This is a genomic window from Arenibacter sp. S6351L, from assembly GCF_023016025.1.
In the GTDB taxonomy this organism is placed as follows: Bacteria; Bacteroidota; Bacteroidia; order Flavobacteriales; family Flavobacteriaceae; genus Arenibacter; species Arenibacter algicola_B.
Map to the genome: position 1 here is coordinate 42,778 of NZ_JALKBB010000008.1, position 24,628 is coordinate 67,405.

Annotated in this window: 20 protein-coding genes; 9 read left to right on the top strand and 11 right to left on the bottom strand. The window is 40.0% G+C overall.

The window, feature by feature from the left end; translation table 11 throughout:
• Positions 1–130: 130 nt before the first annotated feature.
• The 3 genes from MWU82_RS08585 to MWU82_RS08595 all read right to left on the bottom strand — a co-directional run bounded on the left by MWU82_RS08585 (position 131) and on the right by MWU82_RS08595 (position 4,299).
• A complete protein-coding gene (locus MWU82_RS08585; protein ID WP_247096095.1) occupies positions 131–2,695 on the bottom strand; it encodes a carboxypeptidase-like regulatory domain-containing protein in 2,565 nt (854 codons plus the stop codon).
• Entirely contained in the window at positions 2,679–3,587 is a 909-nt protein-coding gene (locus MWU82_RS08590; protein WP_247096096.1) for a FecR domain-containing protein, read from the bottom strand. Before MWU82_RS08590 ends, MWU82_RS08585 begins: the two co-directional genes overlap by 17 nt.
• A 199-nt stretch (positions 3,588–3,786) precedes the next feature.
• Positions 3,787–4,299, bottom strand: coding sequence for an RNA polymerase sigma factor (locus tag MWU82_RS08595; RefSeq protein ID WP_215946029.1), 513 nt, complete (start codon positions 4,297–4,299; stop codon positions 3,787–3,789).
• Between the two features lie 114 nt (positions 4,300–4,413).
• Between MWU82_RS08595 and MWU82_RS08600 the strand changes: the two genes are divergently transcribed.
• The 4 genes from MWU82_RS08600 to MWU82_RS08615 all read left to right on the top strand — a co-directional run bounded on the left by MWU82_RS08600 (position 4,414) and on the right by MWU82_RS08615 (position 10,138).
• Positions 4,414–6,168, top strand: coding sequence for a hypothetical protein (locus MWU82_RS08600; RefSeq protein ID WP_247096097.1), 1,755 nt, complete (start codon positions 4,414–4,416; stop codon positions 6,166–6,168).
• Positions 6,169–6,306: 138 nt separating this feature from the next.
• Positions 6,307–7,644, top strand: a complete 1,338-nt coding sequence (ffh, locus tag MWU82_RS08605; protein WP_072863704.1) for a signal recognition particle protein — start codon at positions 6,307–6,309, stop codon at positions 7,642–7,644.
• A 353-nt stretch (positions 7,645–7,997) separates the two neighbouring features.
• A complete protein-coding gene (locus MWU82_RS08610; protein WP_215946026.1) occupies positions 7,998–8,882 on the top strand; it encodes a bifunctional 5,10-methylenetetrahydrofolate dehydrogenase/5,10-methenyltetrahydrofolate cyclohydrolase in 885 nt (294 codons plus the stop codon).
• 188 nt (positions 8,883–9,070) lie between these two features.
• Positions 9,071–10,138 carry a PAS domain-containing sensor histidine kinase gene (locus MWU82_RS08615; RefSeq protein ID WP_247096098.1) on the top strand — a complete coding sequence of 356 codons (1,068 nt, stop codon included), beginning with the start codon at positions 9,071–9,073 and terminating at the stop codon, positions 10,136–10,138.
• A gap of 98 nt (positions 10,139–10,236) precedes the next feature.
• Here MWU82_RS08615 and MWU82_RS08620 read toward each other — a convergent pair whose 3' ends face one another.
• Positions 10,237–10,386 carry a hypothetical protein gene (locus MWU82_RS08620; RefSeq protein ID WP_215946024.1) on the bottom strand — a complete coding sequence of 50 codons (150 nt, stop codon included), beginning with the start codon at positions 10,384–10,386 and terminating at the stop codon, positions 10,237–10,239.
• Positions 10,387–10,591: 205 nt separating this feature from the next.
• Here MWU82_RS08620 and MWU82_RS08625 point away from each other — a divergent pair, with 205 nt between their 5' ends.
• From MWU82_RS08625 to MWU82_RS08645, 5 genes are all read left to right on the top strand, one after another.
• A complete protein-coding gene (locus MWU82_RS08625) occupies positions 10,592–11,755 on the top strand; it encodes a dipeptidase (protein ID WP_247096099.1) in 1,164 nt (387 codons plus the stop codon).
• A gap of 162 nt (positions 11,756–11,917) precedes the next feature.
• Positions 11,918–13,105 (top strand): enoyl-ACP reductase FabV, encoded by a 1,188-nt coding sequence (gene fabV, locus MWU82_RS08630; protein ID WP_247096100.1) that lies wholly within the window; start codon positions 11,918–11,920, stop codon positions 13,103–13,105.
• Between the two features lie 59 nt (positions 13,106–13,164).
• Positions 13,165–14,025 (top strand): alpha/beta hydrolase-fold protein, encoded by an 861-nt coding sequence (locus MWU82_RS08635; RefSeq protein WP_247096101.1) that lies wholly within the window; start codon positions 13,165–13,167, stop codon positions 14,023–14,025.
• 268 nt (positions 14,026–14,293) lie between these two features.
• Positions 14,294–15,265, top strand: coding sequence for an aldo/keto reductase (locus MWU82_RS08640; protein WP_247096102.1), 972 nt, complete (start codon positions 14,294–14,296; stop codon positions 15,263–15,265).
• 15 nt (positions 15,266–15,280) lie between these two features.
• Positions 15,281–16,117 (top strand): sugar phosphate isomerase/epimerase, encoded by an 837-nt coding sequence (locus MWU82_RS08645; protein WP_247096103.1) that lies wholly within the window; start codon positions 15,281–15,283, stop codon positions 16,115–16,117.
• A 38-nt stretch (positions 16,118–16,155) separates the two neighbouring features.
• Here the strand turns inward: MWU82_RS08645 and MWU82_RS08650 are convergent, their stop codons facing one another.
• The 7 genes from MWU82_RS08650 to MWU82_RS08680 all read right to left on the bottom strand — a co-directional run bounded on the left by MWU82_RS08650 (position 16,156) and on the right by MWU82_RS08680 (position 24,510).
• Positions 16,156–16,581 carry a VOC family protein gene (locus MWU82_RS08650; protein ID WP_247096104.1) on the bottom strand — a complete coding sequence of 142 codons (426 nt, stop codon included), beginning with the start codon at positions 16,579–16,581 and terminating at the stop codon, positions 16,156–16,158.
• Positions 16,582–16,683: 102 nt separating this feature from the next.
• The gene (locus MWU82_RS08655) at positions 16,684–17,523 is read right to left on the bottom strand and encodes an alpha/beta hydrolase (RefSeq protein WP_247096105.1); all 840 of its coding nucleotides are present in this window, start codon (positions 17,521–17,523) and stop codon (positions 16,684–16,686) included.
• Between the two features lie 15 nt (positions 17,524–17,538).
• Positions 17,539–18,087: a hypothetical protein gene (locus MWU82_RS08660; RefSeq protein WP_247096106.1), complete on the bottom strand. Its 549-nt coding sequence runs from the start codon at positions 18,085–18,087 to the stop codon at positions 17,539–17,541.
• 66 nt (positions 18,088–18,153) lie between these two features.
• Positions 18,154–19,671, bottom strand: a complete 1,518-nt coding sequence (locus tag MWU82_RS08665) for a helicase HerA-like domain-containing protein (RefSeq protein WP_247096107.1) — start codon at positions 19,669–19,671, stop codon at positions 18,154–18,156.
• A 363-nt stretch (positions 19,672–20,034) separates the two neighbouring features.
• On the bottom strand, positions 20,035–20,433 hold the full coding sequence (locus MWU82_RS08670) for a response regulator (RefSeq protein WP_215946010.1): 399 nt from the start codon (positions 20,431–20,433) through the stop codon (positions 20,035–20,037).
• Entirely contained in the window at positions 20,408–21,781 is a 1,374-nt protein-coding gene (locus MWU82_RS08675) for a PAS domain-containing protein (RefSeq protein ID WP_247096108.1), read from the bottom strand. Before MWU82_RS08675 ends, MWU82_RS08670 begins: the two co-directional genes overlap by 26 nt.
• 353 nt (positions 21,782–22,134) lie before the next feature.
• A complete protein-coding gene (locus MWU82_RS08680; protein ID WP_247096109.1) occupies positions 22,135–24,510 on the bottom strand; it encodes a prolyl oligopeptidase family serine peptidase in 2,376 nt (791 codons plus the stop codon).
• Positions 24,511–24,628 lie beyond the last annotated feature (118 nt).

The window sequence follows — 24,628 nt, forward strand, 5'->3', positions numbered from 1 at the left end:
ATTTATTTATATGCCGGGAGTTTTGGATAGGTGTTATCCTAAAGCTTCCGGCTTTTTTTATGGCAAAGATCCAAGGGCCTTTATTTTGAAGTGAGTTTGATTAATTGTTTTGTAAAAAACAGGAGGTGCGCTAAAAGCTCATTCGGAAACTAAAGTTGGGGGTAATACCCAAGGAAACCCTTTCTATGGTTTCAATTTCGTTTTGTTCATTTATCCTGTAATAGATATTCAGGATATTTTTTTTGTTCAAAAGGTTTAAGACTGAAGCACCTACGGACGATTTTATTCCTTCGCTAATCTTGAAGTTGTAGATAAATGAAGCATCTGCCCTTAGATAGGCTGGGAGTCTACTGCTGTTGGGATCCTCGTAGTTAATTTGATTTGGGAAAACATTCAGTATTATAGAATTGTTGCCTTCCTGTGGCTTGGTGTACGGCCTTCCCGTGTGATAATTGGCTCCAAGTCCCATTCTAAAACTCTTATAAGTATAGGTGCCTGCAAAGGTTAAAGTGTGCCTAATGTCCAGGTTGTTAGGAAACTGGTTGGGCGTTATATTCTCAAAAGTGTAATTATTGGTGTTGTAGGCATAACTGAGCCATGTGCTATAGGTTGCAGTTTTTTTGTTGATCAAGAATTCTATTCCGGATACATCGTATTTTCCTATTTCGCCGTTGAATTGATCTTGGTTTTGAAATCCCTGTGTAGCCGTGCTTATACCGTCTACCTTTTTGTAGAACCCTTCAACACCTACATAAAGTGTATTTTTGTCATAGTTTATCCCAAGGGATATTTGTTTGCTTTTTGTAATGGGCAGTATTTCATTGTCAGAAAGTGTCCATCGCCTTTTCTCTATCCCCAGAAAATTCTGTTCCAGATCGATTATTTGGTTGGTGGTCTGACTTTTAAATTCTCCCAGTAATTCGGTCTTAAGGCCGTCGGTCAAAGCATAATTTATGTTTAATCTAGGTTCTAGAATAACTCCATCAAAGGTTTTAAAGGTCTTTAGGTTTTTAATGTAATTCAGTCTAAGTCCGCCCCTGGCATTAAATTTTTCATTTTTCGACCTATAATCCAACTCAGAAAATAAGGAATGGGTCATAATTACCCCTTTTATGTTGCTTCTATATGCGGGTTGGGTAACTTGGGTAAAGTTGGTTATGCCTACCTCATTAAGCTGATATCCGTTCAACCAATTAAGGTTTTGCCCCAGGTTGTAATTAGAGTTCAACTTTATTGCCTTTTCCAAAACCTGGTTACTCTGAAAAAGCTGTTGGGACTGTGAAGGAATGTTTTGGGAATCCAAATTGTAACGGGTGTAATACAGGTTTAAATGAGTGCTCCATCTAGGCGTCCATTTACTTTCCAAGCTTCCCCCAAAGGAAAGATTGGTCTGTTCCAATAAGCTTTTAGCAGTGCCCTCCTCAGTTTTTTCAGTGTATTTAAGGTGGTTGTTGGTATTGATAAAACTTAGTCTGGCCTTCTGATTTTCATTGATGTCATAAAGCAGTTTACCCGTAAAGTCATAGAAATAAAAGTTTTCGTCCCTAACTGTGTTTTCGGGATTGGAGGAGTTGTTGTTTTCCTTGACCTCGCTGTCCTGAAACACTTTATCAAAATACCGATTGTAAGTTGGGGTATTTATAATATCTGTGGTAGATCGCCTTCCTGAAAACTGAACGGATACTTTCTCGGAAAGGGGTAGTTGTCCAAAAACATCGCCACTTAATAGATTAAATCCTGCCCCGCCCACGAATGAATCGCCGATATCGTTTCTAGTCCTTATATTTATCACACTGCTCACACCATCGCCATATTGTACACTGGTCCCATTTTTTATGATGTTCACATTTTCGATCAAATAGGGATTAAAGGCAGAGATCAAACCAAAAAAATGTCCGGAGTGGTACATTTTTATACCATCCCACAACACTAAATTTTGGTCGTTGGTGCCTCCCCGAACATTAATATCGGATACGGTCTCATCTACACTCTTAATACCGGGCAATGCTTGTATGGTCTGTAGTACGTCAGGCTCTATAAGACCAGGTAAAATTCCGAATTTATCCGTATTGAGTTCAATGCTGGCATCCGGTTCTTTGGTAATACCTGTGGTAAGAAATTGATAGACAACAACTTCTTCCAATTGCTGATAATTTGGAGACAATAAAATAGTCTTGCAGGGATTGTTAGCTGCCAGTTCTTCCGCGCTCAAATATTTGGTTTTAAAGCCAAGATGTTTGATCGCGATATTCGCATTTCTGAGTACCTCCTTTATTTTGAACTGTCCTTCCAGATCGGTAATTTGGGATATATTACTGCCCAAAACCTCCACGGTAGCATTCATGATGGTGCTGTTCTCAAAGTTGTCCACCACATTGGCGCAGATATCCACGAACTTGCTTTTGGATATGGCAAAATAACGGTCATTGAGTTTAGTAATGTCCAGCAGGGTCTGTTTGCGGAGCTCTTCCAGTATTTGGGGTAGTGAATCGGTATCCGGAACGGAAAACTGCAGCTGACCCAAGTCCTGATCCACATAGGAGAACTTAATGTTGAACTCCCGTTCCAGTTCTTCCAAATAGCTAATTAGATTTACTTTTTGTGCACTATTTTCTTGTGCCCAATTGGAATAAGGAACTAGTAGAAACAAATATAGGGCAATGACAAATACAACGTATTTATTGTGTTTCAGCATAAAATAGCACTTTATTCCCCTCTAGTTTAAACTTGATCTGAGAAGGAGTACTTATACTTTGCAACGCTAATTCCTTATCGGTATTGCTAAAGGATCCTGTAAATAATTGATTGGTATCAATATTTTCGGTAGCGACTTCAATATTGAATTGTCTTTGAAATTCATCCAAAACAAATTTCAAGGGAATACTCTTAAAACTGCTTTCGTTCCTTATCCAAGATGGTTCCTTGATATTTGGTATTTTCAGGGCCTGTAATTCACCATTTATAACCACCAAGGAATTACCGGCGGGAAGTTTAACCTCCTCCTTGTTGTAGATGACACTTACCAAACCCTCGTAACAGGCTACTTCGAAATAACCTTTTCTATTTTCTACATTAAATTGTGTGCCTAGAACGGTAACAGTTCCATTCTCTGTTGTTACGGTAAAACGCTTGCCCTTGGCAACCTTAAAAAAAGCTTCTCCGTTCAGTGCTATATCTCTTTTTTTGGACCAATTTTTTTTGCTGTACGAAATTTGGGAATCGGCATTTAGTTGAACCTCCGATGCGTCCGGAAGCACTATTTGGGCCCTTTCGGCATATTGCGTACTTATTTCTTCGTTTAAATTGCCATAGTACAAAAAGGAGGCAACAAAAATCAGGGCTATGGCAGCAGCGATGCCCATGTATTTTTTATAGGGATTAAGTTTAATTACTTTGCTCTTAGTGGAAGCCTTGTGTTTGTTGAGGTCTTCAAAAGCCTTGGCCATGTCAAAGTCTGGCGCTGCCAAATTATTGGTGGCCTCCCGTAGTTTTAAATACGAGGCATATTCTTTGGACTCCTTAAATTCAGACAACTCCTCTTCCGTGAGTTCGTTGTTGAGCCATTTTGCCAAATAATTTTCTTGCATGGTTTCTAGCTTTATATAGGTATAACAATCAAAAAAGAAAATACCCTACTTTCAAATAAACATTTATTATTGGTATTTAGGTTTTAGTATTGGGTTTTGGGATTGGGACTGCTGAATAAAATATAAATTTTATAACACTATATAGTATAAAACAATCCAATAGCTCATTTACTCATTACTAAATACTCATTACCGTCTTTTATATCCCTTCAATCTGTTCCCTAAGTGTTTTTAGGGCCAGGTGCATTCTTTTTTCGATGGCTTTTACACTTACACCTTCCATCTCGGCTATTTCCGCATATTTCTTTCCATCGATCCTATTCAATAAAAAGGTAGTACGTTGGTTTTCGGGTAAAGCCGCCAACGCCCGTTCCAATTTTTCTTTATATTCCTGTTCTTCCAATAAAAAGTCCGGGGACTCATTTACAACTGCACTGGTCTCGGGCGCGTATTTTAATCTTACTTTTTCCGCCTTTAAAACATTCAGGTATAAATTGTTGGCAATGGTATATACATAGGACTTTGCTTTATCTGGAGCAACCTTGGAACAATTCTCCCATAATTTTATAAATGCTTCCTGTACAACGTCATACGCTTTTTCCTCGTTGCCAAACTTATAATATATATAGTTAAAGACCGTTTTGGAATAAGTGCTGAAGATTGAGGCGTAAACGTCATCCTTGCATACATGTTCTTCTTTGATAGCTTTCAATCCTGGTCGTTTTTAATTTTTTCAAAGATATTTTAAAAAAAATGAAAAATTGGGTAGGGTATTTTAAAAGTGAGTTGTTTTAGAGATATACGAACAAATAAAAACCAAATCGTTATGAAAAAGTTTATGTCATATTTAATGTTCTCGAGCCTACTTCTTGTAGCATTAAGTTTTACTTCCTGCCAGGAAGAATTTGAAGAATTGCCTGGTGAGGATAGTCAGGAAGCCATATTGGCAAGTTCCAGTACGGCACAATTAATAAAAAGAACTTCCTCTAAAGATGGTTCTTATGACAATATTGTGGATGGGGCAAGTTGTTTTGCAATTAACTTTCCTTATGTGGTAAATGTAAATGGCCTAGATGTTAATATAGATGCTGTTGAAGATTTAAAGTTGATAAAGCAGCTTTTTAATGAGGTGGAGGTAGATGATGATATCTTGGAAATTATTTTCCCTATACAGATTACCTTGTCGGATTATACCGAAATTACCATAAACAACAAGGAACAACTTCGTGAAAAGGTCGAGGAATGTATTGAAGGTGGGGATGATGATGACATAGAATGTATAGATTTTGTGTATCCAATAGTGGTTTATTCCTTTGATATTAATCTGCAGCAAACCGGTAATGTAACTGTGCAAAATGATATGCAATTAAGACGCTATTTTGCGGAGCGTGGGGACGATGATCTACTTAGTTTCGATTTCCCAATTACATTGGAGTTATATGATGATACCAAGGTTAGTGTTAATAATAATGCCGAATTGGCCAATGCTATTGAAACTGCCAAAAGTGAATGTGATGAGGATGATGATGACGATTATGATGATGACTTTACCCAAGAGCGTTTGGAGGAATATCTTGTTGCCTGCCCATGGTTGGTAAATGAAGTAATAAGGGCCAATGTGGACAACACAGGTCAGTATTTTGACTACGTAATGAATTTTACCGAAGACGGGAATGTGGTAATGAAAGATAGGGTCGGTAACAGTTTAATGGGAACTTGGAGTACCAGAATTGGAGACAACAGAGTATTGTTGAAGTTGGAGTTTGAAGCCTTGGCCGATTTTGATCTGGAGTGGTTTGTTTATGACCTGGAAGATGGTAAAATTAAGTTGTATGCCGGAGAAGGGGAGCGGATAATTATGAAAAAGGCATGTGATATCGTAGATAATACACCGGATACCTTGAGGGAAATTTTGAAGGAATGTAGCTGGGTCATAAAAAAGGTGAAGCTGAACAACGAGGATGTTGATAGGCTTTTAGGATATGAGTTTAGTTTTCATGCTGAAGGAGTGGTGACTTTAAGTAACGAGTCCAATATTTCCGAAGGAACATGGGCTGTTACTACCAATGCCCAAGGGCGTTTGGTTATGGCAATTACCATGGGGGACGAGCCAGGGGTAAGTTTTGAATGGTTGTTGTCCGATCTTAGGGACAAACGCTTAGGCTTTAGTATTGAAGATGATAATTATGAACTTATTTTGGAAAGGGTTTGTGATAATAATTCCGATGATGACGATGTTGCCGAGATAAGAAATATTATGATGGGTGGCGAATGGATGATTGCAAAATATATGGAGGGTGATAATGATGAAACCCAGAATTATGCTGCCTTTACCTTTGCCTTTCAGGCCGAACTTGCTATTAATGTTACAGCAGGAGAAACTGGACCTACTTACCCAGGACTATGGAGAATAATCAGGGATAGTGAAGGGGAATTGAAATGTTATCTTAATTTTGGCTTGGCGACTGCTATGCAGGTCTTAATGGACGATTGGAAAATTGTCTCCATTACCAATGATCGTATAGAGTTGAAGATGGTTAATGAGAACAGTGTAGAAGTTCTGGTCTTCGAAAAGAAATAAAAATTTTGCCCCAATTTTTGGAAAAGGGTGGCTTCTTCAGGAAGCTGCCCTTTTTTTACTTTTATATTTTTCATCCCAAGCTTCACACTTACGGCAGTTATTCTTAAATTTGCGCTTTCCTGATAATACAGTAAGACTATGTTTGATAATTTAAGTGAAAAGTTGGATAAGGCGTTACATGTTCTAAAAGGACATGGACAAATTACAGAGATCAATGTTGCGGAAACCTTAAAGGAAGTGCGTAGGGCACTTTTGGATGCGGATGTCAACTTTAAAATTGCCAAGGAGTTTACCAATAAGGTGAAGGAAAAGGCATTGGGACAGGATGTGTTGACCTCCCTTCAGCCAGGCCAGTTAATGGTAAAATTGGTGAAGGATGAGCTTACGGAGCTTATGGGCGGAGACGCAGAGGGCATCAATTTATCCGGTACGCCTTCCGTTATCCTAATGTCCGGTTTACAAGGTTCGGGTAAAACTACCTTTTCAGGAAAATTGGCCAATTACCTTAAAACCAAAAAGACTAAAAAACCATTGTTGGTGGCATGTGATGTCTATAGGCCTGCAGCGATAGACCAACTTCATGTAGTTGGGGAACAGATTGGTGTTGAGGTTTTTTCGGACCGGGGAAATAATGATCCCGTTGCCATCTCAAAAGCAGGTATTGCCCATGCAAAGGCCAATGGTTTTAATGTAGTTATTATAGATACGGCAGGTCGTTTGGCTGTGGATGAGCAAATGATGAATGAAATTGCCAATATCCATAAAGCCATTCAGCCTCAGGAAACCCTGTTTGTGGTCGATTCCATGACTGGTCAGGATGCTGTTAATACCGCCAAATCATTTAATGATGTTCTTAATTTTGACGGGGTAATTTTAACAAAATTGGATGGTGATACCCGTGGTGGTGCGGCCATTTCAATTAAGTCGGTCGTAAACAAACCAATTAAGTTTATAGGTACTGGGGAAAAGATGGATGCCATAGATGTCTTCTACCCTTCCCGTATGGCCGAGAGAATTCTTGGTATGGGAGATGTGGTTTCTTTGGTGGAAAGGGCTCAGGAACAGTTTGATGAGGAAGAGGCCAGAAAAATCCAGAAGAAGATAGCCAAGAACAAATTTGGTTTCGATGACTTTTTAAGCCAGATCCAGCAGATAAAAAAGATGGGGAGTCTTAAAGACCTTATGGGGATGATCCCAGGTGCTGGAAAGGCATTAAAAGGTTTGGATATAGATGATGACGCCTTTAAACATATAGAGGCCATTATACATTCCATGACCCCGGATGAACGATCTACCCCTGCCAAATTAAATGCTAGCCGTAAAAAGCGGATAGCCAAAGGCAGTGGTACCAGCATTCAGGAAATAAATCAATTGCTGAAGCAGTTTGATCAAATGAGCAAGATGATGAAGATGATGCAGGGCGGCGGCGGCAAAAAGATGATGCAGATGATGGGGGCCATGAAGGGGATGAAGTAATTTTATTCAAGGTTAAAGGTTAAAGGTTCAAGGTTCAAGGTTCCTGGTGTAAATGAGATGTCCTAATGGCAAAGGTTGAAAGGCTTGAAGATTTGGGAATATGGCAGTTGGCTCGGGGGATATGATAAATATTTTATCAGCAAGTTGACAGATGCTGATAGTGAAAATTCGGAAGCCCAGGTTTGGTTGAAATTTACCGAATCTTGTCAAAATATATCAGCTGTTGATAAAAAGGAACCTTATTGAAGGAAGTTTGGAAACAGGACGATTATTACAATACATGATTAACAACCAGGGCAAGTATGGTGTTTAAGGGACTGCCAACTGCCACTGTAAACTGAATACAAGAAAAAATGGAATTACTGGACGGTAAAAAAGTATCGAATCAAATTAAGGAGGAAATAGCCGCTGAGGTGGCTAAAATGAGGGAGCGTGGAGAAAAGGTGCCACATTTGGCGGCAGTTATCGTTGGGAACGACGGTGCCAGTCTTACCTATGTTGGTAGCAAGGTAAGGTCTTGTGAGAAAGTAGGATTCGAATCTACCTTGGTGCAGTTACCAAGCACTACTTCGGAACAGGAGTTGTTGAACAAGATAGAAGAACTTAATCAGAATGACGATATAGACGGATTTATTGTCCAATTGCCCTTACCAGAGCAGATCAACACACAACGTGTTCTTTTGGCAGTGGATCCGGATAAGGATGTGGACGGATTTCATCCTACCAATTTTGGAAAGATGGCCCTGGATATGAGTACTTTTATTCCTGCCACGCCTTTTGGTATATTGGAACTTTTGGAAAGATATAAAGTAGAGACCAAAGGGAAACATACAGTGGTTATTGGTCGTAGCCATATTGTGGGTAGGCCTATGAGCATACTTATGGGAAGAAAAGGCTGGCCCGGTAACTCCACGGTAACCTTGACCCATAGCCATACCAAAAATATAACCCAGATAATTTCGCAGGCTGATATAGTTATTTCGGCATTGGGAGTGCCCAACTTTTTAAAAGCCGAAATGGTGAAGGATGATGCGGTAATCATCGATGTGGGTATTACCCGTGTCCCTGATGACACCAAAGAAAGAGGATATTATATTACTGGCGATGTTGATTTTGAAAATGTGAGCAAGAAGGCCTCTTATATTACCCCGGTTCCCGGAGGTGTGGGGCCAATGACTATTGCCATGTTGTTGAAAAATACCTTGTTGGCACGGGAAAGGCATAGAAGCCAAAAATAATGCTTAAAGACCGCATTTATTTTATCTGCGGTTTTTTTGTTTTTACCCAGATCCTCATGACGAGATTTGAAACAGGAGCTTTTTGTGTTTGTTATACAAACACCTCGGAGTTTGGTCTTGGGCAGTACCGGTAGAAGTATTTATTTTTTTGTTTAAAAACCGTATATTACCCTTATCTTATCAGGAGCATGCAAAAAACAAAAGACCTTAGCCTAGAACCCTTTTTTAATCTTTCCATGGATTTATTATGTATAGCCGGTTATGACGGCTATTTTAAAAAAGTAAATCCAGCATTGGTGCAACTATTGGGCTATACTGAAGAGGAGTTGTTTTCCAGACAAATACGAGAGTTTATTTATGAGGAGGATAGGGATATGACAGCCAGATATAGGGATAATTTGACAAACAATGTCCCTTTGGTGAATTATGAAAACAGATATGTCTGCAAATCGGGAGAAATAGTTTGGTTGCATTGGACGTCGATTCCCTTGGAGGATGAAAATCTTATATATGCTATTGCCAAAAATATTACCCACAAAAAGAAATTGGAAAAAGAGCGTATAGAACATCTTATTGACCTAGTAAATAAAAATCAAGAATTAAAACAGCTCAATTATACCACATCCCATGATTTAAGGTCTCCGGTAAACAACCTATTGTCCATATTCGGGTTTTTGGATTTTAGTAAAATTGATGATGATGAAATATTGGAAACCTTGGATTATATGAAGATGGCTACGGAAGGCATCAACAATTCACTAAACAACTATGTAGACCTTTTGACTAAAAAAGACAGCTCTCAGATAGATTTAAAGGAGGTAGATTTTGAAATAGTCCTACAGCAGGTTAAACAATCCATAAGTTCCTTGTTGAATAATGCCCGGGTAACTTTTAAGGTAGATTTTTCTGCACTGGGCAGTGTACGGCACAACCTCAATTATATGGAAAGTATTTTTCTGAATCTGTTGACCAATTCCATTAAATACGCCAGGCCAGATGTTCCACCTGTAATTTCTATAAAATCACAAGTTGTAGAGGGAAAAAAACAGCTAATATATTCAGATAATGGTCTTGGTTTTGACATGGAAAAATTTGGGAGTAAAATTTTTGGACTCAATCAAAAATTCCATAATAATGGAGATAGTAAAGGGGTTGGACTTTACCTGGTATATAATCATATTAATAGTCTAGGGGGTACTATTGCGGTAGAAAGTGAAGTTAATAAAGGGGCAACCTTTACGATTACCTTTAAATGATTGGGAGGCAACTTTGAAAGGGCTTGTTAAGGAAGTAAAATGATAATATAAAGGTCGGTTTAGAGCATGATATTCTCCAAACCGACCTTTTTTTATGCCTATTCCGTTGGTTCAAAAATCTCTAGAGAGTTTTGGGTACTGTCGGTAGGCGTTAGGACATCAATTTTTTCCTCATCTTCGTCGTTGGTACAACTGCTGATGGTTAGCGTGCAAAATAGGAATGTGGCTAAGTAGATTATTTTTTTCATGAGTTCAGATTTTAGTAGGTGTGTCCAAATTCAATTTAATGTAATAACGTTTAATTTTCATTTTTGTTTTGTGACCTTTATGTTTTCGGGGAACACCAAAAAGATACCTGCTCAATTGGGTTTTAAAATTTATAAATCAATATACTTTATAGCGGTTTTTAATTTATTTTGATTAATTTTTAGCTCGTTAAACAGGCGAAATTGCATGAAAAAATTTCTTAGGTACGCTTTGGCCATTGTCCTCCTTCTATATTTCTTGGCAACGTTTATTGTGTCTCCCATCTTGGACAAGCAGATGAACCTTGTTGAATATAGCGATCCCAGGCAACTGGGAGCCGAAGCAAAAAAATTGTATAAGTCATTGGAGTTTATTGCAGATTTGCACTGCGACGCCTTGTTATGGGATAGGGACTTGACAAAAAAGCTGGATTATGCACATTTGGATTTTCCGCGCATGCAGCAGGCAAATATGAGCTTGCAGGCTTTTACCATTGTTACCAAATCTCCCAAAGGACAGAATTTTAAGCAGAACAGTGCGGACGCCTTCGATAAAATTACGATGTTGAATTTCGTACAGGGCCGACTGCCAGATAAGTGGTTTAGCCTTTATAAGCGGGCCGAGTACCAGGCAAGGGCTTTGCAGGACTACCAAGGTAAGTATGCCGGCAAATTCTTATTGGTGAAATCGCGCCAGGATTTAAAAAATTTGATCGAATTAAAAAAAACAGACCCTGAGGTGATCGGAGGTTTCTTGGGAATTGAAGGTGCCCATTGTCTGGAAGGGAATTTGGATAATCTACAAAATCTTTATTACGAAGGGGTTAGAATGATGGCTCCCACGCATTTTTTTGATAACGAACTAGGTGGGTCTGCACATGGTCTTTCCGGGGCAGGGCTTACCGATTTCGGCAGGGAGGTAATTCACGAGATGAACCGCTTGGGTGTCATAATTGATTTGGCACATGTCTCCCCAAAAATGATAGATGAAATACTTGACCAAACTACCCGACCAGTAGTGGTGTCGCACACTGGCGTTAAAGGGACCAAGGATAGCCCCCGGAATATTTCGGATCGCCATATAAATAGAATTGCAGCATCCGGCGGACTAATAGGCATTGGGTTCTTTAAGGGTGCCATAAAAGGGGAGATTAAGCACATTGTGGAGGCTATGAAGTATGTCCGTGACCTAGTCGGCATTGAGCATGTGGCCCTTGGGTCCGATTTTGATGGGGCAGCCACAACACCTATTGATGTAACCGGCCTGCCTTTTATTGTTCAGGAATTAATGAACCAAGGGTTTTCAGAATTGGAGATAAGAGCCATAATGGGCGAGAATGTTAAGCGATTTTTGTCGGAACAATTGCCTTAGCATCGGTGTAGTTTTATTTAAATCTGCACAATAGGATGCAATTTTCCCCACTACAACTTTATCTTTTGAATCTTTTATATATCTTCGATAATTGGGAAAATTATAAATAATATGCACTACTACATATTCCATATTGGGAAAGTGCAGAAAATAAATTAAGAAATGATAATAGAGCCTAGAACACGCGGATTTATATGCCTTACCTCCCATCCTAAAGGATGTGAACAAAATGTTATTGATCAAATTGAATATATAAAATCCAAAGGGGCCATTGATGGCGCTAAAAAAGTATTGGTAATAGGAGCTTCCACTGGATTTGGCTTGGCTTCGAGGATTACCAGTGCCTTTGGATCCGGAGCTGCTACAATAGGGGTGTTTTTTGAAAAACCGCCTTCAGAGGGCAGGCCGGCCTCGCCAGGCTGGTACAACAGTGCCGCCTTTGAAAAGGAAGCACATAAGGCAGGATTGTATGCCAAAAGTATAAACGGGGATGCCTTCTCCAATGAAATTAAAAAACAAACCTTGGACCTGATCAAAGCCGATTTGGGCCAAATAGATATGGTTATTTATAGCTTGGCTTCACCGGTAAGGACGCATCCGGATACCGGGGTAAAGTATAAATCGGTCTTAAAGCCCATAGGAGCGAAATTTCAAAACAAAACGGTGGACTTTCATACTGGGGCAGTGTCCGAAGTATCCATAGAACCGGCCCAAGGGGATGATATAGAGAATACGGTTGCCGTGATGGGAGGTGAGGACTGGAAAATGTGGATCGATGATTTAAAAAGTGAAGGATTGCTTTCAGAAGGATTTACTACTATAGCCTATTCTTATATTGGCCCTTCGCTTACAGAGGCAGTGTATAGAAAAGGTACCATTGGTCGTGCCAAGGATCATTTGGAGGCTACTGCTTTTACCATATCGGACAGTTTAAAACCGTTAAATGGGAAAGCTTATGTTTCCGTGAATAAGGCATTGGTAACCCAGGCAAGTTCTGCCATACCTGTAATTCCGTTATACATATCCCTATTGTACAAGGTAATGAAGGAAGAAGGTATACATGAAGGTTGTATAGAGCAGATCCAACGTTTGTTCCAAGATAGATTGTATGCAGGCACAACACCTACAGATGATAAAGGAAGAATACGAATAGATGATTGGGAAATGCGCGCAGATGTGCAGGCCAGGGTAGCAGAACTATGGAAAGAGGCCACTACGGAAACCTTGCCTAAAATTGGTGACCTTAAGGGCTATGAAAAAGATTTCTTCAATTTGTTCGGGTTTATGGTAGATGGGGTAGATTATGATGTGGACGTGAACGAAATGGTTGAAATTCCTGGGCTTCAGTAAATATTTGCCTCCCTTACCCAATCATAAATTTATACTGCTTCGGTAGAAATTTGATAAATATGCGAAACAATCTATTATTGCTATGTACGCTAATGTGCCTGGCCGTCTCCAACGCGCAGACCGGAAAGGTATTTGACGCACTCACAATGAAGAGTGAAATCCTAAAAAGTGAAAGGAAATTTGCCGTATATCTGCCACCGGATTACGAAACTTCCAATAGGAGTTACCCTGTATTGTATTTGTTGCACGGTGCTGGTGATGATCAAACGGGTTGGGTGCAATTTGGAGAGGTGTTGCGCATTACGGATAACGCCATTAAAGAGGGCAAGGCTACTCCTATGGTTATTGTTATGCCAGACGCCAACACGGGAACCAGGGGATATTTTAATTCCATTAAAGGGGATTGGAGGTATGAGGATTTCTTTTTTGAAGAGTTAATGCCCTATGTAGAGAAGAAGTATCGCATTAAGGGGGAGAAACGCTTTAGGGCCATAGCCGGACTTTCCATGGGAGGCGGTGGATCGTTTATGTACGCGTTGCGCCATCCCGAACTGTTTTCTTCGGCCTGTCCTTTAAGTGCCTATATCGGAGCCTTAAGTTTAGACGAATTTAAACAAAGACTTAAAAGTAATAATGAGAGTTATGAAGATGGCCTTGTAAGTGCCTATTATGAAAAGCACAATGCCCTATCCCTAATACAGGCTTCATCCCTGGAAGATTTAAAATCGGTTAGATGGTACATAGATTGTGGGGACGATGATTTTCTTTATGAAGGCAATAGTTTAGTGCACATTGCCATGAAAAAGAAAGAGGTGCCCCATGAATATAGGGTAAGGGAAGGACGTCATAGTTGGACCTATTGGCGGGAGTCCCTTCCCGTGGTTTTGGAATTTGTCTCCGATGCCTTCCATCAGTATTGATGTATAAATAAGGTGAGTTCGATTGATTTTAATTGTGAATGAGTTGCTTAGTGTAATGTTGTCCGGTCGAGCCTGCCCGTTCCGTTCAGGCGGGCGCAGTCGAGACCTTATTTTAAAGCTATAATTGTCAATAACCTCTCGACTGCGCTCCAGGAGACAGAGCATTAACTTTAATAGGTTGGTCTTTAGGTATTTGTATTTAATTTTAAATTAAACTCACATTAACTAGTATACGGGATTTCAAGGAGTAAGAAAGTAAACAAGAAGTATGATCAAAAGAAAATTTGGTAGAACCCAGTGGGATGTAAGTGAAATAGGATATGGAATGTGGGGCATGGGCGGATGGACAGAGTCCGACGATCTATTGTCTGCCAAGTCATTGGATCTGGCCGTGGAAAACGGAGTTAATTTTTTCGATACGGCTTGGGCCTATGGGCATGGGCACAGTGAAAAATTACTGGGCGATCTATTGCGGAGATATCCCAATAAAAAACTTTTTACCGCCAGCAAGATCCCAGCTAAAAATTTTAAATGGCCGGCAAAACCGGAATATAGTTTAGAGGAATCCTATCCTACGTCCCATATTGTAGAATATACGGAAAAGACCCTGAAGAATTTACGCTCGGAGCAATTGGATTTAATGCAGTTCCATACCTGGGACGACAGTTGGTCCGATCGTGAGGAGTGGCAAAGAGCTGTTGAAGATTTAAAAAAGTCAGGGAAGATAGCAGCCATGGGTATCAGTGTAAACCGCTGGGAGCCAGAAAATGGTATCAAGGCCCTTAAAACAGGAGCCTTTGATGCGGTGCAGGTGATTTACAATATTTTTGACCAAGCTCCGGAGGATGTTCTTTTCCCCTTATGTTCAGCCTTGGATATTGCTGTCATTGCAAGGGTGCCTTTTGATGAAGGTACCTTGACCGGGAATATTACCAAAGAGACTAAATTTCCGGAAGGGGATTGGCGGGGGACATATTTTGTTCCCGAGAATTTAATTGCAAGTGCGGAAAGGGCAGATCTGTTGAGACCGGTTGTTCCGGAAGGGATGACCATGGCAGAAATGGCTTTGCGCTTTATTACAATGAACAAAACGGTAAATACTATAATTCCTGGAATGCGCAAGGAAAAGAACGTGTTAATGAATACGGCCTTAAGTGATGGCAAAGGCTTACCAATAGGGTTATATAAGGAATTGAAAGGCCATAGGTGGGATAGAAAACCAACCTCATGGTCACAGTAATATAAAGGATAGAATATGACAACGAGAAAAGAATTTTTAATGCAGTCAGGAATGTTGGCAGCAGGTGTGGTTTTATTACCATCCTTTACTTTGCCGTATAAGAATCCAAAAAAGAATTTAGGGGTTCAATTGTATACCTTTCGTGACGAGATGTTGGAAGATGCTGTTGGTACTTTAAAGAAAATAGCGGCCTTGGGAATTAAACAAATTGAATCGGCAAGAAGTACCAAGGGACTGTATTACGGTCTAAAGCCGAAAGAAATGAAAGGTGTTTGTGAAGATCTGGGGATGACCCTCAGAAGCGGCCATGTAGCCTTGGACGAACATTGGAAGGAGACCATGGATCAGGCGGCCGAGGCCGGACAGGAATATCTAATTTGTTCCTCCATGCCTACGGAAGGACAAACAGCGGACAACTATAAGGCCGTAGCCGAAGCCTTTAATAAGGCAGGGGAAGAATGTAGCAGTAGAAATATTAAATTCGGATACCATAATCACGAATATGAATTTGAATCCGAAAACGGGGAAGTGTTCTATGATATCCTGTTGAAAAATACCCAAGCCAACCTGGTGCATATGGAACTTGATCTAGGTTGGGTCGTGGTTGCCGGGAAGGATCCTTTGGATTATTTTAGAAAGTATGAAGGTAGGTTTCCATTATGGCATTTGAAGGATATGGACATGGTGAAAAAGGAAAGCACCGAGTTTGGAAAAGGAGGTTTGGACATAGCCCAAATGCTGAAATATAAAAAGGAATCCGGACTTAAGTATATATTTATAGAACAAGAGGAGTATGCCAGTACCCCTTTTGAGAGTATGACGCACAATATGAAGTTCATGAAAAACCTATAAAGGTTTTTCATGAACCTAAAGTTTAGGTATTGGATTGGTTAATTGGCAAACAATTGTCCCATATCCTTAAAGGCCTTGAATTCCAGGGCATTCCCTGCAGGGTCCAGAAAGAACATGGTGGCCTGTTCGCCAACCTCTCCCTTAAAACGGATATAGGGCTCAATAACAAAGCTTACCCCTTTTGCAATAAGTTCTTCCGAAAAGGATTTAAAAGTATCCCAAGGCAGGACCACTCCGTAATGCGGTACGGGAACATCTTTGCCGTCTACAGGGTTAACGTGCAATTCTTCGCCCTTGGCCTTAGGTTTGTAATGGATTACCAATTGGTGACCGAACAGATTAAAGTCCACCCAATGATCACTGCTTCTTCCTTCTTCACAGTTTAATATTTCCCCGTAAAATTTACGGCATTCGGCTAAATTATGGACAGGAATGGCAATATGGAAGGGAGTAATTTCAGACATATATTAGATTCTTTAATTTATGGAATACGGGTTGTAAAACTTTCTAAAAATAAGCATATTTTAAAAAGGAAATTGGTTGGGGAATAAAATTGCATTGCAAATTTAAGACAATAAAAAGTCTACTATTTGTAAGTTGATTTCCTCTTGGTGCAAGGAGTGGCCAAGCCCGGTGGTTTTTATTAAGCTGCTGTTTTTCCAGTTTTGGTGGAGACGTTCGGAAGCGTTGAACGGGGTTATTGTATCCCATTCATCATGTATAATGAGCCCCTTCTGGTCAATGGATTTGGCAAACTTGGGGGTGGAGATATCGTGAATTCTAAAGTTGAAATGCTCATATACGTGCTTATCCAAGGCCTCTAACACCTTCTTGTTGAACTTGACCAGGTTCTGGTAATGTGCCATTAACTCGGAGAGTTCGGCCGGGGCTCCCAAAGTCACTATTTTTTCGATGGAGGTGTTGGGATTTTGATATTGATTATGAAGGGTGGCAAGTCCCCCCATAGAATGGCCAATAATATGTTTGGGCCGGTATAGGTCTATGAGTTGCCGAGCGCTGTCCGCATAGGTGACCACATTTAAACTATTTCCTTCGGAATATCCATGGCCCGGAGCATCAAAGGCAATGATATTGAATTCCCTTTCCTGTAATTTTTCAATAAGATACCGCCACCTAAAGGCATTGCTTTCCCAACCGTGCATTAAAAGTACGGTTTCCCCGGTTCCTGGCCATTCATAGGTCTGCAGCCCAGTGTTGTTCACCCTAACCCTTTTGCCCAAATACTCTTGTAGGTATTCTTGCTGTACTGGCAATATCCTGCCCTTTCTTGGGGTCGTAAAAGTTTTGAACGCCTTTTTTCCCGCCTCCTTTTCAGAGAAAAGTGCCGTGGAATTAAAGTAGGCACCATAGGAAAGTGCCAGAGTACGGTAAAGTAGTTTTCGCATAGAATTGCGTTGCTGTTATTCCCAGCCCACCATCATATATTTGATCTTTGCCTTGTCCGGTATCTGAACAGCTTCAATATCGGTGTTGTTGCCATATTGAAGGTTGCTGGGAAGTTCGGTCTTGGCTATGGTGAAATAGGCGTCGGAGTCCTTAAGGAAGATCACCACATTGTTGAGGGCTGTTATAATTTTTTTAATACTGTGTTTGTCTTTGATATCCTTAAAGGTACTATTGAGTCCAACGCCTTTTTCAGTAACATATCTTGGATCGTAAATACGGATAATTTCTATTTTTGGAATACTATCCTTATTGGGGGTGAGGGTAAGTAAATGCTTGCCTCCCTTTTCAAAAATGTTGATTTTTTTTACTGCTGCACCAATTCTGGTAATTGCCGTATCCCTAACTATGGAATCACTGGCAAATACAGTTTCAATTTCATCAACGGTATTGGATTTCATCAATTTGCCTACTTGGTCTTTGGCAATTACAAAATCGGTATTGGTATTACATTGAATAAAGAGTAGCGCGCTTATTGCTACGGCAAAAATTGATTTTCTTATCATTTTAAAGGTAAAAGGTATTTTTAAAGATTAATTTTTTTGTGTCTTGTTGGTGGATAATCCATAGGACTATCGCATAACTTTCTTTAATACGCCCAGGACTCCCCTAATAAAAGTTGCGCTGGTCAATACTTTTATTACAGGGTTTTGGCGTGTGCTGGTCCTTCTGGAGCTAGATCGGGTTGATTTACTGCTGGAAGAGGCCTTTTCCTCTTCAGCCAGTTTTTCTGCCTTTTCAATCTTAACGTTTAGGAGTTCATACGCGCTTTCCCGGTCTATGGTTTCATTGTATTTTCTAACCAGTTTAGATTTGTCTATTACCTCTTTAAGCTCACTGTCGGTAAGAATATCCATCCGGCTCATAGGAGCCCTTAGCATAGTGGCCGCTAGGGGGGTTGGTCTTCCCTTTTCATTCAGGGCACTGATCAATGCCTCCCCGATTCCCAGGGAAGTCAAAACTTCCTTGGTGTCATAAAATTCGGAAATGGGATAGTTTTCTGCAGTAAGTTTTATGGCTTTTCTATCCTTTGCGGTAAACGCACGTAGGGCATGTTGCACCTTTAATCCCAATTGGGAAAGGACTGCGTCTGGCACATCGGTAGGGTTTTGGGTTACAAAATACACCCCGATACCTTTGGATCGTATTAATTTTACAATGTTCTCTATTTGATTTAAAAGTGCTTTTGAAGCTTCGTTGAAAATAAGGTGGGCTTCATCTATAAAAAGGACCAGTTCCGGTCTCCCGGTATCACCTTGCTCAGGAAAAGTATCGTAAATTTCAGCCAATAGACTCAACATAAAAGTTGAAAATAATTTAGGCCTGTCCTGTATATCCGTTAAACGAAGAATATTGATATAACCCCTGCCATTTTCGTCAATACGGGTAAGGTCCTCTACATCAAAAGATTTTTCTCCAAAAAACAGATCGGCACCTTGCTGTTCCAGTTCTATTATTTTTCTAAGAATGGTCCCGGTAGAACTGGTAGAGATTCGCCCATAGGAATCGGAAAATTCCTTTTTGCCCTCTTCTGTGGCGTACTGCAATACTTTTTTAAAATCCTTAAGGTCCAATAACGGAAGCTTGTTGTCATCACAATATTTAAAAACAACCGCTACAATACCTTCCTGTGTAACTGAAAGATCTAGAATTCGGCTGAGAAGAACCGGTCCAAATTCTGAAACCGTGGCCCTCAATTTTACACCGTCCTGTTCGGAAAGGGAAAGTATTTCTACAGGAAAGGCTTTTGGAGTAAATGGTAGGCCACCTATTTTGGCGTGACGTTCATCAATTTTTGGATGCCCAGGACTGGGTTGGGCCAGACCGCTAAGATCCCCTTTAAGGTCCATAAGCAATACGGGAATTCCTTTGTCCGAAAGATTTTCCGCAATTACCTGAAGGGTTTTGGTCTTACCTGTACCGGTTGCCCCGGCAATGAGACCATGCCTATTAAGTGTTTTTAATGGGATTTTTACGTGTGCATTGGTTATGGTTTCCCCGTTCAACATGGCGGAACCCATAGTGATAAAGTCTCCTTTTGTGGTATATCCTTCCTCTATATGTGCAAAGAATTTGTCTTTGATGTCCATTGGGCTAATTTTTGATAAAAATAGACTAATTTTAATCAAAAGAAAAGTTGTTGATTTTGAAGTTATCCAAATAGCTTCAACATATATAGATTATGGTTTTATATGGGATGGTCACAATTTCTAGGTGCTAAAATGAAGTTTTTCATAACGTAATTTCTATCACTTTAATTTGAAATTTTATTGAATTTTTGTTCCTAACCTTAATAAGGCACTTCAATTTAAATTTTTGGGGATAATATGTTAGGGTGTATCAATAGGACTTTTCAGTCTGTTTGATCCTGTGCCAAACTACTTGTAATGGGAACGGTTTATTGCTTGCCAGAATTATTAAATAAAGTCATATATAGCAGACGGCCATACAAGTTACTTCTGTAAATTCAAATATTCCATAAGCAATGGTATTTTTTCAATCTTTTCCTTGGTCAAAGGTTTTTGAATAAAATGTACAATGTTGGCATATGATTTGGATTTGTCCAAATCAGCATAATCTGCGGAGGAAGTTAAAATTACGACACTAATGCTCTTAGCCAAGCCAAGGTTGCAAATCTCATCCATTAATTCCCAACCATTCATTACTGGCATATTGATATCTAAAAGCAACATGTATGAAATGTCAGGACCATTGTTGTCTAGTATATGATCCAATGCCAATTTCCCATTCTTAAATTGTTCAATTTTGGAATTGGTGTATTTTGAAAACAGTTTGTTGTGCAAAAAAAGAATTACCGGATCGTCATCAATCTGCAATAATCTGTGCGTCATTCCTTTTCTCTTTTAGTTGGGTATCATTAATAATCTTGGCTATGTTTTTGGTCATGACATCCATTTCATTGGCCGAATTTATAATTTCCTTATTGATATAATTCATTTCTTCCTTGCATATGGAGTCATGATCGTTTAGTAAATTTATTAGGCCCATTAATCTAACCAAAGGAGCCCTAAGTTCGTGGGACTGCATCCAGCCAATCTTTTTTAAACTCTTATTCTGATTTTCTATAAACTTTAGATATTTCATTTTTTCTGAAATATCTATAGCGATGATCTGTCTACATTTTTTGCCATTGTAAGTAATAGGACTGCTATATAGATGCACTGTTAATATTTGGCCATTTTTGGTAATATGTTTAAAATGTCCATCGAAAAGGTTTGAATAATTTTCTCTAGTTTTTTTAACCTGTTTCTCCAGATATGTCATTTCACCTTCTGGTCTTATATCCGCCAAAGTCATGCCCATGAACTCCTCTTTGCTATAACCATATTTTTCTATGGCAGCAGTATTAACATTCAAAAAAGCTAATGTTTCTAGGTTATATACCCATGAAGGCTGGGGGGAATGCTGAAAAAGGCTATGGTATTTTTCTTCGGATACTTTAAGTTGTTCGGTATACAATTTCTCCTTAGTGATATCCGTAATTACAATGTCCAGAAAACAACTGCCATCTTTATCCCTTATAGGTGTTCCTACGCCCTGACACCAAATAATCTTATCTTCCTTTGATACCACCCGCCATTGGCATTCGAAAAATTCCATTTTCGTGAAGGAATTGTTTAAGGCAGATCTAATTCTGCCAAGATCATCCACATGAGCTAAATTACGTAAATAGTTTTCATCTTTTAAAAGGGTTTTGCATGGAATATTCCAATGTTGTAGGGCTTCCTCACTTATAAAATCAACTTTAAGATTTTTATTGGAATCTTGTTTTAAGCGGAGTATTATTATGGAAACGCTTTTAAGGATAGATTTTAAATGGGTATTCTTTTTTTTCTTGTCCGTTACCTCTTGTATGGTGCCGATTGCTCCAATAGGATTGTTGGAGGTGTTAAATTCATTGGCTAGACCAGATTCTTTTATCCATCTCCATGACCCATCCTTATGCTTGAACCTATAGGATATTTCAAAAGAATGATCGGTGCCTTTTTTATATGCCTTCCAAGATTTTTGAAGTAGATCAAAATCTCCTGGATAGAATAATTCCTTGAAACTGCTGGAAGTAAATGATTGATCGTCGGGAGCTACATATCCCAGGACATTTTTAATATATTCAAGATTCTTGAATATAGGGTCTTCTTTATCCCATCTCCATCCATAATACTTTTTCTGCGTTCCCATATTCCTAAAACCTCACCTAGTTGCTTTTCCTGTAATGCCAATTACTTTGTAGAATTGACTTTGTCCAAATTAAATTTAAATGTTAAGATATGATTCAATTTAGATAATATATAATGCAAACGGCTTATTTTTTAAATACGTATGTACAATTAAGCTTTTTGTGCCTTTAAAAGGTACCAAATACCTTATTCACCTGGGATGTTACCCCTTATTAAGAGCGTAGGTACTATGCTTAATTTATTATAGGTACAGTCTAAATGAAAGGTAGTAGCATATGGAATTGAATAATGGGTATGCCCAGGCGACCATTAAGTGTTGGCCGACCTGTCCTGTTGTAGTACGTTTGGTTCGTGCTAGTTTTTATCCAATAAGCTTTTTTGGAACAACTTAAAGATACGGGTGTATTCATCGGTCCAGCTACTGGGTTCCACAAAACCGTGCCTTTCTACCGGGTACACGGCCATTTCCCAATTGTGTTTCTCCAACTCTATCAAGCGTTGGGATAATCTCACCATATCCTGAAAATGTACGTTGTCATCTATCATGCCGTGCAGGATCAATAAATCGCCCTTTAATCCGTCCGCAAAATAAATTGGGGAGCTTCTTCGGTAGGCCAAACTGTCCGTGACCGGGGTGTTCAATATACGGGCCGTATATCCGTGACTGTATGCTGCCCAGTCTCCCACGGACCGGATTGCTGCTCCCGCTTTAAAGGTGTCGGGGGTGGTAAACATTCCCATTAAGGTGATGAATCCTCCATAGGAGCCACCATAGATGCCTATCTTATTCTGGTCTATCCCTAATTCCTTTACCAAATATGCTGCTCCATCCACTTGGTCGGACAGGTCCTTTCCACCCATATGTCTGTAAATTCCTGTTCTCCAGTCCCGACCATAACCGGCACTGCCCCTATAATCTATGTCCAACACGGTATAGCCATTGTCCGCTAAGAGATTGTGGAACATATACTCCCTATAATAGGTACTCCACCATTTATGGGCGTTTTGCAAATATCCAGCTCCATGGACAAAAATAACGGCAGCCTTATTTTTTATGTCGGAATTTGGTTTGTATAGCCTAGCGTGTACTGCCTCGCCATCTTCGGCCTGGAAGGTGATTATTTCTGGGTCTCGCCATTCGTACCCATTAAAATCTTTGGTGGTGGAAAAAGTGATTTGTTTTGCCTCTGCTTTGGATTTCCCCCAAATAGGGTTGTCCTGCAGGTACAGTTCCGTAGGCTTGTTGGTGTACGAATGCAAAATGGCCATTTTACGCTCGTCTGGGGACAGGGTAACCTCATTGGATCCGGTCATCTGGGTCAGCTGCTGTAGTTTTCCACCATCAATGGGCATGGTGTAAAACTGGCGGTCACCGGGATGGTTCTTATTTGCCGTAAAATACCAACGCTTTTTATCCTTTGAGATTCGTGGGTCGTAGATTTCAAATTCCCCCGAGGTCAATGCCGTTACTTTTTTGGTGCTTACATCCATCATATAGAGATGTGAATAGCCCGTTTTTTCGGATTGGAACCAGATACTTTTTCCATCGGGCATCCAACCCATTTCGCCTCCTTCGTATCCTCCTATGCCGGGTCCGGCTATCCAAGCTTCGTCATGTTGGCGATCCAACAACGTAACCGTACCGTTTTTTGGATCTAGAAGTACGATCCACCGGTCCTTATAATCGTTGCTGTTAATGTCCAATACCGCGTATTTTCCGTCCTCGCTCCAAAGAGGCCCATCAATATACCCTAACCGGTTTTTGTTTTCATAAGTCTTATCCGGATAGTCCTTGGTGTACTCAGGTACGTAATCCAAACCTTCCAAGCTGTCAAGGACTACTGGGTAGGCTTTTCTGTTGGCAATGTCATATACGAACATTTCATATTCGTAGGGTTCGTTGCCCACCTTAGATCTTGTATTTTCATCTTCGGTATAGCCCGATTCGGTAACGTAATGGGGAACAATGGTACCCTTATTGGCTTTTGGTGATTTTGCACCTATGTAAGTAATAAATTTTCCTTTGGGATCAATCCTTTGATTGTAAATCGATTTGTCTTCGGGGTCAATAGGTAAGGGTTCTTTGGCTTCCAGACGTTTGTTCATTTCCTCGGCCGCATCCTTTTTTGCTTTTCGTTCGCGCAATACCTCAAATAGGCCTAATTGATCTTCGTATAGCCATTGGTCTTTTTTACTTTTTTCGTCATCTGTTTTTTTGGACTTAATTTGGGTTAGCTGTACGGTACTCCCATTGGCGATGTTCCAAGTAAATAGACTTTTGCCCTTTTGGTAGGCCACTTTGGTGTCGTTCTCGGTGAAATGGGGGGTGCTTTCGTATTCTTCGGTCTGGGTTATTTGGGTAATGTGTCGGGTCTTAAGGTTCAACATAAATATGTCTCCCCGCTTGGCATATAATTTCATGGATCTATCCTGGTTATAGACCCCGTAAGTACTGGGTAGGGCATATTCGGTCTCAAAATCGGTTTTTACTGTCTTGTCCGATTTTAAATGGTAGTTGTAGAGGGAGTCACTTTGGGCCTTGACGGGGTTCCAATCAAAATATAGGGTCTGACCATCCACGGACCATTGCGGGTTGGAAGGAAGATGCCCCACAAAGTCATCGCCCTGCATAATTTCTTTGATCGATAACGTTGAGGTATTTCCTTGCTGGGCAAGACAAGGAGTAATGGACAATAGAAATATGCCGCACAGTAGCCAAGTGTTCTTCATTTACTTTATTTATAAGCCTAGGATGACCTTAGGTTTGGATTTGCCAGTTTTTCTTAAAACATGGAAGCGGTAAATATCCTAAATCTTGGTAAATATCACAAAGTTGTAGACAAGATAT